The organism is Methylomonas sp. Kb3 (assembly GCF_002834115.1).
Classification (GTDB): domain Bacteria; phylum Pseudomonadota; class Gammaproteobacteria; order Methylococcales; family Methylomonadaceae; genus Methylomonas; species Methylomonas defluvii.
The window spans coordinates 1-15,816 of sequence record NZ_PIZT01000017.1; the positions used below are offsets into that span (position 1 = coordinate 1).

A 15,816-nucleotide genomic window follows, 5' to 3' on the forward strand; every position below is an offset into this window, starting at 1 on the left:
GCTCGACTACTCGAGCTTCTTCCGTACGGCTCGCTGCGCGTCGCTCTAACTCTGCCCGCACGTCCGCGGAACACTCAATTTTTGGGGCTACTCGTGACATCCCTCCAAGATTACATTATTAGCGCTTAATAACGCAACTAAGCACTAGTTCTTTAAGCCATTTTTTTGCAGCGATTGTCTGCTGTTTTTTAAGTGTCTTTCTCTTGAATTTCTTGTGGTCTAACACCATATTGGCATAGAAACATTCAGGTTTTTACATGCAACAAAGAGGAGAATCGACATGAGTAACTTAAGCCCATTTGTTAGTCGCGGTCTGTTTGACGAACTGTTTCGCGATGTTAATCCCGGTTATTACATTAAACCGCTGCACGGCGACGGTTTGCCGGCGCAAATCAAAGTGGATGTGAAGGAAAATCCGTCGGAGTTTATCGTCCAAGCCGAAATTCCGGGCGCCGGTAAAGAGAATATCCATGTGGACATCGACGGCAACGTGGTTGCCATCCGCGCGCAAATCAGCCAGCTGGATACCGAAAACAAAGACGATAAATTGCTGCGCAGCGAGCGCTATTTCGGTGAAGTGTCGCGTAGCTTTCAACTATCCGCCGAGATTGACGAGGAAGCCAGCAAAGCCCGTTACGAGAACGGCATATTGACGCTGAATCTAGCGAAGAAGCTGAAAAAAAGCGGACAGCGGATGACTATCGATTAACTGCCCGGAGGAACCTCTATAGTGGGTGGTTCACGGGTTGACTGAGGTGAGCCCGTGAACCGATCTCCGATCAATAAACGTCTCTGACGTAGCGTTTATCTTTTTTCAATTGGTTGACGTAATCAACCGCCTCAATTAGGGATTTTTTGCCGTGCTCGCGGATCACATCGTGCAGGGCTTGATCGACGTCTTTGGCCATCCGGTAAGCGTCGCCGCAAACGAAGAAGTAGCCGCCTTGTTCCAGCCAGGCATAGAGTTCGGCACCATGCTCTTTCATGCGATCCTGCACATAAATTTTTTCCGCTTGGTCGCGTGAGAACGCTAAATCCAGCTTGGTCAGCAAGCCGCTGGATTGCATCGCTTCGATTTCCTCGCGGTAGATAAAATCGGTCGAGGCGTTGCGGTCACCGAAAAACAGCCAGTTTTTGCCGGAGGCTTTGCGGAATTCCCGTTCTTGCAGAAAAGCGCGGAACGGGGCGATACCGGTGCCGGGTCCAACCATAATCATGGGCAGGCTATCATCGGCCGGCACGCGGAAGTTGTTGTTGGGGGTGAAGAATATCCGTACATCGGTTTCTTCATTCACCAAATCCGCCAGATAAGTGGAGCAAACGCCTTTGTGCTGGCGGCCATGCGCGTCGTAGCGCACGCTGGCGACTGTCAGATGCACGCTGTCCGGATGTTTCTTGCCGCTGGAGGAGATGGAGTAAGCGCGATGTTGCAACGGTTTTAATAAACGCAAAAATTCGGCGGCCGAAAATTCCACGCCGGGGAATTGCAACAGCAGATCGAGTATGTCGCGGCCCCACAGGTAATCGGACAGTTTTTCCTTGTCGCCGGACAGCAATAATGCGTTTAACTCTTGATCGCCGGAACGGCTGGCGATTTCTTCAATCAGTTCTTTGCTGGGTAATTTGATCTCGAAATGTGTGCGCAACGCATCCGACAGCTTCATCAACTCACCATTGACCGGTTCATCTTCCGCACCGGTGCAACCGATGGCTTTAACGATTTGAGCGACCAGATCCGGGCAGTTAGTCGGGATCACGCACAATGCGTCGCCGGCTTCGTAACTCAGGCCGGAGCCATTGATAGAAATTTCGTAATGCCGAGTTTCTTTCGACGAATCCAATGCCGTGACAATGCGGTTGACGCGCATTTTGGCTGGGAATGGGTTTTTGCGGTTGTAAACCGATTTGGCAGCTTGGGTTTCGGTATCGACTACCGCAACAGTGCTGGCGCCTTCCGCCATCAACGGAATCACTTCGCTGAGCCATTTTTCCGCTGGGGCTTCGAAATCCACATCGCAGTCGACGCGGTCAAACACGCGCTTGGCACCCAGAGCCGCCAGTTTATTATCCCAGTCTATGCCGGCCTGACAGAACAAGTCGTAACTGGTATCTCCCAGGGCCAATACCGAATAATTGACGTTGTCCAGGCGCGGCGCGGCATCACTATTGGCCGCTTCCCAAAGCATTTCGGCGTTGTCCGGCATAGCGCCTTCGCCGTATGTGCTGGTAATGATCAGCAAGTATTGCATTTGCGGCAATTGGCCGATTTCGACTTCATCCATGCTTTTGACGACCGGTTGCAAGCCATGTTTTTTGGCTGCATTGGCGGCGTCGTTAGCCAGCGACTCGGAGTTGCCGGTCTGAGTACCGTAAAGAATATGCAAGGTGCGGGCGTTCGCTTGATTGACACTACCGGCGCTTTGCAGCATATGGCTATGCATGCCGGCGAAAAAACCGCCAAGCCAGGCGCGTTGAGTATCACTAAAAGGGGCGTTTTGCGGGATAAAAGGTGCTTTCATTTCATTACCATCTGTGGACAGGTGTCAGGTTGTCCAGTCACTGTATTTGGTTCTTGCCAAGTGGCGCGAAGGGTGCGTGAAGCACCCTCCCTCAGCTCAGGCAGACGCGCTTTCCAGCATGTCTTTCACAATAGACAGGCTTTCCAAGCTCGCCAGATTTTTATCGATAGACGGCAGGCCGGCCAACGCTAAACGGTTGAATCTATCTTGTTCGATGATCCAGGCCGTGGAGCCTATCGAGTAAATGCTTTGCACGTCGCGCAGCATCAGCGTGGTTTTGTAGTCGTTCAGGCGTTTTTCCGCCATCAACGCGGCTAACTGACCATCATCGTATTGGCTGTAAGCTTCGCGGATATTTTTAATCAGCGCATCTTGCAGCTTGCGCGGACGTTCCATCACGAGCTTGTAGGCATGTTGATCAACTAAGGCTTCAGTAGCCGGTTGGCCGGCTTTAGTTAACTGATCGCGGGCAATTTGCTGGGCTTTATCGATCACCGCATAGCTGTTGATCAATTTCAAGGTCAGATCGGTGTCGGTTTCGCCGTAACCCGGAATGGCGCCATCGAACAATGGTGTATTGTGTTTGTAAGCCTGTTTGATTTGCTCGATTTGTTTTTGCGCAAATGCCACCGACAACTCTTCGATCATCGCTTTGCGATCCAGCGCTTTGCTTAGGTATTCCGCGGTTTGCGTGCGATTTAACCAGAGCGGCAAGGCAAATTTGAAGTGCCGACGCTCGTTGGCCCAATTAGCCAGGATAGCCTTGGCTTTTTCCGAGTCGGTATGTTCAACATGTTGTTCCAGCATGTACAAAATAAATTGCTCATGGCTGCTTGCTAGGTCGTTGTCATCGGTCAAACTGTGTATGGATACCGAGGTATCGTCATACAAATCATTTAAACGATTGTCTGGATCGTACTGATAAGCGTTGCCGCCCGACATGCCGGTGCAGAAGCCTTTACCGAAACCGCCCAGATTCAATACCGCGCCGTTAATCATGTATTCGCAGGCAAAATCACCGACGCCTTCGACAACCGCCATCGCGCCGGAGTTACGCACGGCAAACCGGTCGCCGGCTTCGCCATTGATAAAGGTTTTGCCGCCGGAAGCGCCGAACAGAGCGAAGTTACCGATCAACACGTTCTCGCCAGGTAACTGGGAGCCGCCACCGGGTGATTTAATCACGATGGTGCCGCCGCAAGCGGTTTTTCCGACACCGTCGTTGCAAGTGCCGGTGTGTTCCATGCGCATGCCGTCGTTGTTGAACGCGGCATAACTTTGTCCCGCCGAACCGTGGGTACGGACGATAATCGTATCGTCGGCTAAATAGCGGCGACCATGTTGGTTGGTATAGATGATGTTCGATTTAGCGACTTGCTCAGGGCTGAGTTCATAAGCCAACAAGCGTTCCAGATCGACTGCGGTTTGACCGCCGACGGTTTTGTTACGGTTGTTCAGTTTGAATTCGTCGCCTTCGACAAGTACTTGCTTTTGACCTTTTTCGAACAAGGCCGATTTAACGCGGGCAAAGATCAAATCGTCGATGGCGAAATCTTTTTCCAGATAAATCGGTTTCTCAATTTTGACAACCGGTACTTCCGCCAGTAGTTTTTGCAAATGGATTTGGCCGACCATGCTCGGATGGTCGATCAGATGCAGCAACTCGGTTTTACCGCGAATTTCCTGCAAACTGGTGTAGCCTAAGTCAGCCAGGATTTCGCGCACTTCGTGGGCCAGGTTCATAAAGAACTGTGCCAACACGCGCGGGTCGCCTTTGAATTCCTCGTGGGCAGTGGTCAAACCGGCCGGGCAGCGGATGTTACAGTTTTTCGCCATCACGCAACGCAACATCATCAAGGCGGTGGTGCCGAATTCAAAGGAATCGCCACCTAAAATAGCGGATTTGACGACGTCGGCACCGTTCTGGTGGGCCGCGCTGCACCGTATAATCACTTTATCGCGCAAACCGTTGGCCGCCAGTGCTTGATGCACTTCGGCGATACCGATTTCCGGAGAACGACCTGTGTTTTTCAAACTGGTCACCGCCGCTGCGCCGGTGCCGCCTGTGTTGCCGGCCACGTTAATCACATCGGCGCCGGCTTTAGCCACACCGACTGCGATGGTGCCGATACCTTCCGAAGATACCAGCTTGACCACCACGCGAACGCGCGCGGCTTTGGCATCGTGGATCAATTGGCCCAGGTCTTCGATGGAATAAGTGTCGTGATGCGGTGGTGGGCTGACCAGTTCTACTTTGGGTGTGCCGCCACGTAATGCAGCGATTTCCACTGATACTTTCGGTGCAGGCAATTGGCCGCCTTCGCCGGGCTTGGCGCCTTGGCCGATTTTAATTTCGATTTCTTCCAGATTCGGATCGGCCAGATAGCCGGCCCAGACGCCGAAGCGGCCGGACGCGAACTGTTTGATTTTACTGGAGCGAATCGTGCCAAAGCGGCTGGAGTGTTCACCACCTTCGCCGGAGTTACTCATGCCGCCGGCAATGTTGGTGCCTTGCGCTACGGCTTCGTGGGCTTCGGCCAGCAGCGCGCCGTGACTCATCGCGCCGGACGCGAAAGTCGGGGTGATTTGATGGGCAGGTTGCACCTGATCCAGTGCTATCCGCGAGCGGGCAGAGCGCACGTTGCTCAAATAGTGGTAAATCAGGCTGTCGCTGTCGTTCGCCCGCAGACTGATACTGTCGTTATCCAGGTTTAAACCAAAATCGTTGCCGGCAAAACGCGCTTTCAGATGTTCTGCTAGTTGTTCCAGACGCGCTTTGCTTGAGTTCTCGGTAAAGCGAATGTTGAACACCACGCCATTGCTTCTCTCGACCTGTAAGCCGCGGATCATGTAATTGTTGTTACCGTGCAAATCCTGGCTGCCCAGTAGGCGATCAAAATCGGCTTTGCTATTAGCGCTGCTGACATCGGCTGGGAACTCCATCACATCGCGCAAAGCAGCGGGACGGTTCGCGCGTTCCTGAGCCAGATTGTGGGTAAAGCTGCGATAGGCCGGCGTAATGCCGAAAGCGTCGATTTGCTCGGGTGTGCGTTTTTCGTAGCCGAAATCCAAATAGGCGGTATCACTGGCTTCCGGCGCTTGTTGTGGCGCTATATACATGATCGCTTCATCGGTCATGTTGATATATTCTCGCACCGCCGTATTGCCAAACGTGTGGCCGGCGCCTTCATTCCGCTCTTTGAATAATCCAAGGAATGGAATATCGCTTTCGCTGGTTACGGATAGCGCCTTATGGTGCCATTCCGTTGCGCTGGCGGCTATGTCGCTGTAGCGAACACCGCCCACCGAGGCATTAATGTTGGGGAAATACGGTTTCAGCTTTGGTTCGTCAGTATCCAGGTAGTTGGATTCGAAAAACTCCCCGCCAATATAGCTTTCCGCTGTACACAAGCCGAATTTGCCCATGGTTTTCATCAGCGATTTTTCGACGCCTTTTTGAAAACTGTACAGGGCTTTTTGTTGCGCGGTCACATCGGCATATTCGGTAATTACCCGGTTATGCACGCTGAGCGGGCAGATCGCGGAGGCACCGAAGCCCAGAATGGTGGCGACGTCGTGCGGGCTGGCTGCCTGGCCGGTTTCCATGATCAGCGAGCTGTTAAAGCGCAGACCATGTTTGACCAGATGCTGGTTGGCCGCAGCAATGGCGAGCAGCGCCGGGAGAGCTGCCTGGGATTTGCTGATGTTGGCATCGCTTAAAATGATAATGCCGGTATTATCGCGCGCAGCTTGTTCGACTTGTACGCATACCGCTTGCAAGGCTTGTTCCAAAGCCAGTTCGTTTTGCGCGGCATTGTCAAAGTTTGGAGTGTATAGCGCCTCAATAGTCGCGGTTTTTACCTGGCTTTGTCTGCGAATCTGCTCCAGTTGGGTGCGTTGCAGAATCGGCGATTCGATCATCAGCTGTTTGCTGCTTTGCGGCGCAAAAGTAGGTTTGGCGCCCAGTGCCACGCGCAAAGTCATGCCGTCGCTTTCCCGCAGGGAGTCCAGCGGCGGATTGGTCACTTGCGCAAAGCGTTGGCTGAAATAACGCGACATACCTCCTTCAGATGCGCTCAAGGCGTTTGGCGTCAGGCCGTAACCCATCGCGGAGACTTTTTCCAAGCCGGTTTGCAGGATAGGGTCCAACAAAAATTTAAAGCTTTCCTGGTTTAGCGAATAAGCCGTGTGACGCTGGTCGATATTCAGTTCATGCTCGTTACTGAGTTCCGAAAGCTCTACTTTGGGCAATTCGCTGATATGAACACAGCTTTGTTTCAGCAGCGCTTTGTAGTCTCTTTCCTCAGCCAAACGCTCCATCACTTGATGGCTGTTGTACGACTCACCGGTGCTATGGTCGAAATACAGCATGCCGCCTGCTTCGATGCGGCCGCGTTTGAGCACTTTTTCCGGTGGAAAATCGATCTGGCCCGCTTCGGACATCACCGCCAGATACTCTGCGGTTTCGACCGAGCGCAATGGTCTTAAGCCAAGGCGGTCCAGGCGTGCGCCGACGCGAATGCCGTCATTGAAGATTAACGCGGCCGGGCCGTCGTTTTTCTCTTCGTACAGGCTGAAATATTCCAGCATCGCGCGTACATCTTCCGATAGGGTGCTATCGTTTTCCCAAGCCGGTGGCATCATCGCCAAAATAGCGGTGACAATGTCCAGTTGATCTTCATTGATGCGGCGGGTCAAGGTTTGATCCAGGCGGCCGGAATCGGATTGGCCGCAAGGAAACACCACATGTTTGTTGTTTTGCCGAGCAATGGCGTTTTCGCTGAGGCGGTTTTTCTTGTCGGTGTTCAGCTCGCCGTTGTGTGCCATATACCGAAACGGCTGCGCCATCATCGTCGCCGGTGCTGTGTTCGTAGAAAAACGGGTGTGGAAGAACAGCGTACTGATTTCGTGGTCCGCGTCGTACAAATCGACAAAGTAGGGGATGACTTCAAACGAGTTCAGGCGGCCTTTGTAAACTTGGGTGCGGGAACTCATGGATAACGGGTAAAAGCCATTCAGTTCCGGGCGAGTAAAGCCATGGGCTTCAATAGTCAGCAGCGCAGACTGAATATGTCTTTCAAAAGCCTCGTGACTGGCATCTTTGAGGGATTTTGGCCGACCGAAAATGACCTGTTTGATCGGCAATTGCGCGCGCAACGCTGCGGCATTCAACACAGAACTGTCAACAGGCACTTCCCGCCATTTGATAATCGGTAGATCGAATTCCAGAAATTGTTCTTCGACCAGTTTTTGTGCTTCGGAATCGTAATGCGCGTGATCTTCCGGGAAGAAAAAGTTGGCTACGCCGAATTGCCCCAGTTCCAGGTCCGCATTCCCTGTGGCCTTACGGAAAAACTTCAGAGACAAATCGATATTAACGCCGGCGCCGTCGCCTATACCTTCCGCGCTCATGCCGCCGCGATGAGGAATAGTACACAAGGCTTCGTGTGACTTGACTAGGAGCTCGTGAGTCTGTTTGCTGTCTTTGCGGGTGATAAATCCAACACCGCAGCTGTCCTGGGAAAGATCAGCGTCGTAAAGCATGTGTATTGCGTTAATTTTCTGGGCGTTTTTAATCATTGCTATCCAGATCCTCTCATACTGAATAAATGCGCTAGCCGGTATTTTCCTTACCGGTAGTGCCGTTTATGGTTTTTCTGCCTGCTGCGTGTTAGAGTCGTCCCATGCGGCGAGAATCCCTGATTAACTTCGGAATTTCAGTTGGCGAAACTTTGTAATTCTACCATGTGGCGCGGCCTCTGTCATTCCGTAAAGCCAATGGCGGCGTCGTTCTCTCGTCTGGTCTCTAGTTTTAAAACTTTGTGAAGAAATATGAAAGAACAATTTGATGTGGTGATCGTCGGCGGAGGGATGGTGGGTGCCGCCGTGGCTTGTTGTCTGGGTGGTAGCGAGTTAAAAGTAGCTGTGATAGAAGCGCAGGTTCCGGAAGCTTTTGCCAGCGATCAGCCACATGATTTAAGGGTTTCGGCACTCAGTATTGCCTCGAAAAATATTCTGGAAGCAGTAGGCGCTTGGGAAGGCGTGACATCGCGGCGTTATTGCCCGTTCAAGCGCATGCGGGTTTGGGAAACCGCCGGTGATACGACTTTTAATAGTGATGACATTCGCTATCCCGAGCTGGGCTATATCGTCGAAAATCGCATCACCCAGCTGGCGTTACTGGATAGGTTGTCCCATTTCGACAATATCCAATTGCTGATGCCGCAAACCATCAGCAAGATCAATTACGATGGTCACGAATCTGAGTTGATATTAGCGGACGGTCGTATACTCCAGGCAAAATTGCTGGTGGCGGCGGACGGCGGACAGTCGCGAGTCAGGCAGGCGGTAGGTTTGGGTGTGACCAGTTGGGATTACAATCAGCACGCTTTGGTCATTTACATAGAGACCGCCTATCCGCAGCAAGACATTACCTGGCAGCGCTTTGTGTCCAGCGGCCCGCAAGCCTTTTTGCCGTTGACAGGCAATTACGGTTCCATCGTTTGGTATCAATCCCCCGATGAAGTTCGGCGTTTACAAGCCTTGTCTTACGAGCAATTGCGGGATGAGCTGGTTGCGGCTTTTCCTGATTGCCTGGGCGAGGTCAAGCAGGTGTTAGGTGTGGCGAGTTTCCCACTGAAGCGGCAGCATGCGCAACGCTATGTGAAACAAGGTGTGGCTTTGGTGGGTGATGCGGCGCACATGATTAACCCATTGGCCGGGCAGGGCGTAAATATCGGCTTACTGGACGCTGCGGCGTTGGCGGAGATTTTGGTGGATGCGCGTAAACGCGGTCAGAATATTGCGGATTTGGCGGTGTTACAGCGTTACGAAGCGATGCGCCGCAACGAAAATCTGAAAATGATGACCCTGATGGATGTGTTTTATAAATCGTTTAGTAACGATATTTTGCCGATCAAGTTTTTAAGAAATCTTGGGCTGGGCTTGGCGCAGCGCATCACCCCAGCGCGCAATAAAGCGATGAAGGCTGCGATGGGGCTGGAAGGCCGTCTGCCGAAATTGGCGCGCGGTGAGTCCTTGTTGGCAAGATAGCTTTCCTAACCTTTGAGGCTCAAATATCTCAACATGGTGGTACGTATCTGGGCTTTTTTGTCTTCGTCGGTGATCGGCATTGATTGCTGGTCGCTGATGTAGAACATGTCTTCCGCGCGACTGCCTATCGTCGTGATTTTTGCGTCGTGCAGTTGAATATCCAGCTCCGTAAACGCCTTACCTATGGTCGATAGCAAGCCGGCGCGGTCCGTCGTCACTAATTCGATGACGGTGTGTTTATGCGAAGGATCTTCCAGAAAGGTGATGCTGGTTTCTATCGGAAAGTGTCGGGCCTGGCGGGACTGCTTGTGGATATTCTTTGACGCTTTCACTTTTTTGGCGATTAAGCCTTGGCGTAGCGAGGTGCAGATATGTACTTCGCGATACAAGTCGTTAATGGCTTCGCCGGATTGTTCCAAAACCTGAAAACTGTTCAGTACGTATTGATCGGCAGTCGTGATGATTCTGGCATCCAGAATTGTTAGGCCCAAATGGTCCAGAGTGGCGGTCGAAATCGAAAAAATCTGCGCTTCGTTGCGGGTGTAAACGAAAATCTCCGCACTGCCGCGCTGGGTTTGCGGGCGCAGTAATACCAACGGCAGTTCGCTTTCCTGGCAGGCCGCGATGGCGATGGTGTGCCAGGCGATTTCGTCCGCAGAATAACGCAGAAAATAGTCGTCGCTGAGATGCTGCCACGACTGCGTGATATTGGTTTTGGATATACCCAGTTTCAAAAGCTCGTCGCCCGCTTCTTTTTTGTTTTCCTGTACCCGTTCCGAGCGGGCCACCGGATTTTGCAGGCCGCGGTGCAAGGCTTGGTGGGTGGAAATATACAAGTCTTTAAGCAATACGTCTTTCCAGGCATTCCATAAGCTAGGGTTGGTGGCGCGAATGTCCGCCACTGTCAGTAGATATAAATAATTTAGCCGCTCTATACTGCCGACTTCTTGGGCGAAGGTGTGGATGACGTCCGGGTCGCTAATATCCTTGCGTTGTGCGGTCATTGACATCAACAGGTGCTGACGAACCAGCCAAGTGATCAACTTGGTATCGTGGCTTGATAATTCGTGTTGCTGGCAAAAGTTGTTGGCAATGGTTTCGCCGAGCGTGGAATGATCCCCGCCCCTGCCTTTGGCTATGTCGTGAAACATGGCGGCGATGTACAAAATGTCAGGCTTTGAAATCAGTAAAAAAATATTATTGCAAAACGGCAATTCCTTGTTGTGTTTGGCCAGCGAGAAGCGCCGCAAATTACGGATAACAAACAGAGTGTGCTCGTCCACGGTATAGATGTGGAATAGGTCGTATTGCATGCGCGCCACGATATTGGCGAAATCCGGCAAATAGGCGGCGAGTACGCCGTATCGGTTCATGCGCTTGAGTTGGCTGGTAATGCCGCGGGGTTGTCTGAGAATATCCATAAACAGGCGATTGGCCTGTTTGTTGGTACGGAAGTCGGCATTGATCAGGTGCAGATTTTTGCGAATCAAGCGGATGGTGCTGGCGCGAATTCCCTTCAAAGAGGGCGATTGTTGCAAGATTAAAAAAATTTCCAGCAAAGCCAGCGGTTGTTTTTGAAATACGTCTTTGTGGCTGACTTCCAGATAGCCGTCAATCGATGAAAAATTGGCGGTGATAGGGATGGGAGTTAGGCTTTCCTTGTTGCTGATCAGTCTCTCGTTCAGCAGTTGCAAGAGCATTTCATTAAGGCGTTCAATGTCCACGACAGTTTTGAAGTAAAACTGCATGAATTGCTCGACGTCGGGTTGTTCGTTTTTATCGATGTAACCGAACTGGCTGGCTAGCTCGCGTTGGTAATCGAACACCAATCGGTCTTCGCAGCGGTTGGTCAGATTGTGCAGTGCAAAGCGCAGGCGCCAGAGGATGTCGCGAGCGGTAATAAGATTGTCGTATTCGGATTTAGGTAAAAAACCGTACTTGATCAACTCGCGGAGAGAGGATGCGTTGTAATGGCGCTTGAATACCCAGCTGATGACCTGCAAGTCGCGAAGTCCACCAGGGCCTTCCTTAATGTTGGGCTCCAGGTTGTAAGCCGTGTCGTGGTACTTGCTGTAGCGCTTTTGCTGTTCAGCCATTTTGGCTGGAAAAAATTGTTCCGATGGCCAGAGTGTTTCAGAATTTATCTGGTGTTTTAGATCGCTAAATAGTTCGGAGTTGCCGGTAATCAGGCGCATCTCGAGCAGGTTGGTAAAGACGGTTTGGTCGTCCGCGGCAACCGCCAGACACTCTGCTACAGAGCGTGTACTGAGTCCTGGTTTTAAGCCAATGTCCCAAAGAAAGTTACAAAAACTGGATACCGGCTGTTGAAAGTCTATCGGGTTAGCGGCGTCTAGCAGCACCAAGATATCGATATCCGAGTAGGGAAACAATTCGCTTCTGCCATATCCGCCGGTCGCAATCAGGCTATGGCGGCTAGCGGCTGCGTCGAGGAAATGTAGCCAGCAGGCGGTCAATAGATTATCGATGAAGCGAGCTTTCTCGGTCAGCAGACCGACGGTCGCCTGGTCCGGGTTAAAGCGCATTTTTAACTGCGCATTTTCTTCGTTAATCGCATTCTTGAATTTGGCGACCGGATTTTCGCCTGCAAAGCAGTCGAGAAAATCGTTTTCGGTGAACATCGCTTGGCTCACAGTTCTTCCTGTCTCAGCGTCAAAATCTCGTAGCCGGTGTCGGTCACCAAAATCGTGTGCTCCCATTGTGCTGACAAGCTGCGGTCCTTGGTCACTGCCGTCCAGCCGTCGGCAAGGATCTTCATATGGCGTTTGCCTTGATTGAGCATGGGTTCTATCGTAAAAATCATGCCGGGCTCGATTATTTCGCCTTCACCGCGTTTGCCGAAATGCATCACGTGTGGGTCTTCGTGAAATTTTTTGCCGATGCCGTGACCGCAGAACTCTCTGACGATAGAGTAGCGATTGCTTTCCGCGTGTTTTTGAATGGCATGGCCTATGTCGCCCAGGCGGGCGCCGGGTTTGACTTCTGCTATACCCAAAAACAGGCATTCGCGGGTGATGTCTACCAAGCGTTTGGCGTGTGGGCTGACCTCGCCGATGCAAAACATTTTGCTGGTGTCACCGTGGTAACCGTCTTTAATCACCGTGATATCGATGTTAACGATGTCGCCGTTCTTCAGTTTTTTCTCGCTGGGAATACCATGGCAAATCTGTTGATTAATGGATGTGCAAATCGACTTAGGGAAGCCGCGATAATTTAAGGGCGCGGGAATGGCTTGTTGCACATCGACGATGTAGTCGTGGCAGATTTGGTCAAGCTCTTCGGTGGATATGCCGGCAACGACGTAGGGGGCGATCATTTCAAGTACTTCAGCGGCCAGTTTTCCGGCAACGCGCATCTTGTCGATTTCTTCAGCGGTTTTTATGGTAATAGTCATCGGCAGGTGGCTAATTATTAGGATAAAAGCGGGTGCGGGCCTGGTTTTGCTATTTAATCAAGATGCTCTCGCAGGCAGGCGCCGACAGGAGTCTATCAGACTTGAAGTTGTTGTGAAATTCTAATCATGGTATAAAGGTAAGTTCACTATGTAACCAATACTCACACTTGTCGACACGGTCGGTGGGGTGCTGAAAGTCTATTTCGGATTTTCGGTCACTGATCGGGGCGAGTGGAGGCGTAACCCAACGCCGAATTATTCGGCAATTTTAGGAGAAGTAAATGGCAGCAGTGTCAATGCGTCAAATGCTGGAAGCGGGTGTTCACTTTGGACATCAAACTCGCTACTGGAACCCAAAAATGGCTTCATACCTGTTTGGAGCTCGTAACAAAATTCACATCATTGACTTGGAACAAACGCTTCCATTATTCAACGATGCCATGAACTACCTCGGCCAAATGACCGCCAACAAAGGTACCATCCTGTTCGTCGGTACCAAAAAAGCGGCGCGTAAAGTCGTGGCGGAAGAAGCAAAACGTTGTGGCATGCCTTACGTTAACCATCGTTGGTTGGGCGGCATGTTGACCAACTTCAAAACCATCAAAAAGTCCATCAACCGTTTGAAAGAACTGGAAGCGATGAAAGCCGATGGCACCTTGTACCAACGTTTCAGCAAAAAAGAAGCTTTGGGCATGGAGCGCGAATTGGAAAAGCTTGAGCGTAGCTTGGGCGGTATCAAAGATATGCGCGGCACTCCTGACGCTATTTTCGTGTTGGACGTAGGTTATGAGAAAAATGCCATTATGGAAGCCAAAAAATTGGGCATTCCAGTGGTCGGCGTGGTTGACTCCAATAACTCGCCCGAAAAAATTGATTACGTTATCCCAGGTAATGACGATTCTATCCGCGCAGTGACTTTGTATTGCCAAAGTGCTTCGGCTTCCGTGCTGGAAGCAAAAGCCTTGCGTATGGATGCTTCAGCCAAAGCCGACGATTTTGTCGAAGAAGTCGTAACGGAAGCGTAAGTTTTAAACGCGCTCGGCCAAGGTGGTCGAGCGCCGCTGAATCTGGTATTCAGAACAGACTGTCTTTTAAACGCCTCCTTTGTGAGGCGTTTTTTTAGTTAATAAAATTTGAGGAAAAAACGATGAGTATTAGTGCGGCGATGGTCAAGGAATTGCGTGAGCGTACCGGCTCAGGCATGATGGAGTGTAAGAAAGCCCTGGTTGAAGCCAATGGCGATATGGAACTGGCCATTGAAAACATGCGTAAAGCCGGTTTGGCAAAAGCCGATAAAAAATCCGGCCGTATCGCGGCGGAAGGCATCATAGGTGTTAAAGTTTCCGACGACGCTAAAACCGTTGTTATGGTAGACGTTAACTGCGAAACCGATTTCGTCGCCAAAGGCGATGATTTTATTGGTTTTGCTAATGATGTCGTCAATAGTTTGTTGACCAGCAATGTCAACAGCGACGAAGAATTGCAAGCAATGGTACTGAGCACCGGCGTCAGCGTTGACGATACCCGTCGTGCGTTGATTGCTAAAATCGGCGAAAACATTACTGTGCGCCGTTTCGTCAAATTCACCACCACTGACGGTGGCCAGGCAGCTTACCTGCACGGCAGTAAAATTGGCGTTATCGTTGAATTAAGCAAAAACGATCCCGCTTTGGGTAAAGACGTGGCGATGCATGTTGCCGCTGCTAAACCTGAGTATGTATCGGATGATCAAGTATCAGCCGATGTCATCGCTAAGGAAAAAGAAATTTTTGCCGCGCAAGCACTGGAAAGTGGCAAGCCTGCCGAGATCGTTGAAAAAATGATTGGCGGTCGTATCAATAAATTCCTGGCGGAAGTGACTTTGTTGGGTCAACCTTTCATCAAGGACGACAGCGTTACCGTTGGTAAATTGCTGGCATCTAAAGACAATGCTGTCGTGCGTTTTGCTCGTTTCGAAGTGGGCGAAGGCATTGAGAAAAAAGAAGAAGATTTTGCCGCCGAAGTAATGGCACAAGTTAGAGGCTAAACGCCTCGGAATAAACCCGGTTCGCCGGGTTTATTTATATCAGTTCGTTGCTTTTAACCCATGTTTACGGTGGATATTTGATTATGAGTCAATTGATTTGTCAGAGAATTTTACTTAAATTGAGCGGCGAAGCACTGGCGAGCGAACGCGGCGGCAGTATCGATCCGGATATAGTGCAACGCTTGGCTCAAGAAGTGAAAGACTTGTGCGATGCAGGTATCCAGGTTGGCTTGGTGATTGGTGGCGGCAATATTTTGCGCGGCGGCGAGAAAGCATCTGAAGGCTTAAATCGAGTCACCGGCGACCAAATGGGTATGTTGGCAACGGTGATTAATGCCTTGGCGATGCAGGACGCGCTGGAGTATCTCGGGCAGCCGGTTCGGGTCATGACTGCCTTGAAAATCAATCAGGTGTGCGAAGATTACATCCGTCGCCGGGCTGTCAGACATTTGGAAAAAGGTAGAGTGGCTATTTTCGCTGCCGGAACCGGTAATCCGTTTTTTACTACCGATACCGCCGCCAGTTTGCGTGCTATTGAAATTGACGCCGAGTTGATGATTAAGGCGACCAAAGTCAAAGGCGTTTATTCCGCGGACCCGAATAAAGTGGCTGATGCCGTATTTTATCCCCGCTTGACCTATGACGAAGCCATCGATCAGCGCTTGAATGTCATGGACACCACGGCCTTGGTTTTGTGCCGGGATAACAACCTGCCCATGCGGGTAATGAATGTATTTGAGCCGGGAGCGATTATGCGCTTGATGCGCGGTGAAGACATAGGCTCCCTAATCGAGAGGAACTAACAG

9 protein-coding genes are annotated in these 15,816 nt (G+C 51.1%); 5 read left to right on the forward strand and 4 right to left on the reverse strand.

Annotated features, from left to right (window positions below):
- Positions 1-280 precede the first annotated feature (280 nt).
- Positions 281-709 (forward strand): Hsp20 family protein, encoded by a 429-nt coding sequence (locus CWO84_RS12420; protein WP_101052961.1) that lies wholly within the window; start codon positions 281-283, stop codon positions 707-709.
- Between the two features lie 70 nt (positions 710-779).
- On the opposite strand, the gene CWO84_RS12425 is transcribed toward CWO84_RS12420, so the two are convergent.
- Entirely contained in the window at positions 780-2,519 is a 1,740-nt protein-coding gene (locus CWO84_RS12425; RefSeq protein WP_101052963.1) for a sulfite reductase subunit alpha, read from the reverse strand.
- 96 nt (positions 2,520-2,615) lie between these two features.
- A complete protein-coding gene (locus tag CWO84_RS12430; RefSeq protein ID WP_101052965.1) occupies positions 2,616-8,099 on the reverse strand; it encodes a glutamate synthase-related protein in 5,484 nt (1,827 codons plus the stop codon).
- A 252-nt stretch (positions 8,100-8,351) separates the two neighbouring features.
- On the opposite strand from CWO84_RS12430, the gene CWO84_RS12435 reads away from it, so the two are divergent.
- The gene (locus tag CWO84_RS12435; RefSeq protein ID WP_101052967.1) at positions 8,352-9,572 is read left to right on the forward strand and encodes an FAD-dependent monooxygenase; all 1,221 of its coding nucleotides are present in this window, start codon (positions 8,352-8,354) and stop codon (positions 9,570-9,572) included.
- A gap of 5 nt (positions 9,573-9,577) precedes the next feature.
- On the opposite strand, the gene glnD is transcribed toward CWO84_RS12435, so the two are convergent.
- Both glnD and map read right to left on the reverse strand, forming a co-directional pair.
- Positions 9,578-12,211, reverse strand: a complete 2,634-nt coding sequence (gene glnD, locus CWO84_RS12440) for a [protein-PII] uridylyltransferase (protein WP_165786314.1) — start codon at positions 12,209-12,211, stop codon at positions 9,578-9,580.
- An 8-nt stretch (positions 12,212-12,219) separates the two neighbouring features.
- Complete coding sequence (gene map / locus CWO84_RS12445; protein ID WP_033158773.1) at positions 12,220-12,984, reverse strand: type I methionyl aminopeptidase; 765 nt, start codon at positions 12,982-12,984, stop codon at positions 12,220-12,222.
- 281 nt (positions 12,985-13,265) lie between these two features.
- Here map and rpsB point away from each other — a divergent pair, with 281 nt between their 5' ends.
- The 3 genes from rpsB (at position 13,266) to pyrH (ending at position 15,813) form a co-directional block, all read left to right on the forward strand.
- Positions 13,266-14,009 carry a 30S ribosomal protein S2 gene (gene rpsB, locus CWO84_RS12450; RefSeq protein WP_020481858.1) on the forward strand — a complete coding sequence of 248 codons (744 nt, stop codon included), beginning with the start codon at positions 13,266-13,268 and terminating at the stop codon, positions 14,007-14,009.
- 122 nt (positions 14,010-14,131) lie between these two features.
- Positions 14,132-15,010 (forward strand): translation elongation factor Ts, encoded by an 879-nt coding sequence (gene tsf / locus CWO84_RS12455; protein WP_101052971.1) that lies wholly within the window; start codon positions 14,132-14,134, stop codon positions 15,008-15,010.
- Positions 15,011-15,093: 83 nt separating this feature from the next.
- Entirely contained in the window at positions 15,094-15,813 is a 720-nt protein-coding gene (pyrH, locus tag CWO84_RS12460; RefSeq protein WP_020481856.1) for a UMP kinase, read from the forward strand.
- The last annotated feature ends 3 nt before the right edge of the window (positions 15,814-15,816 follow it).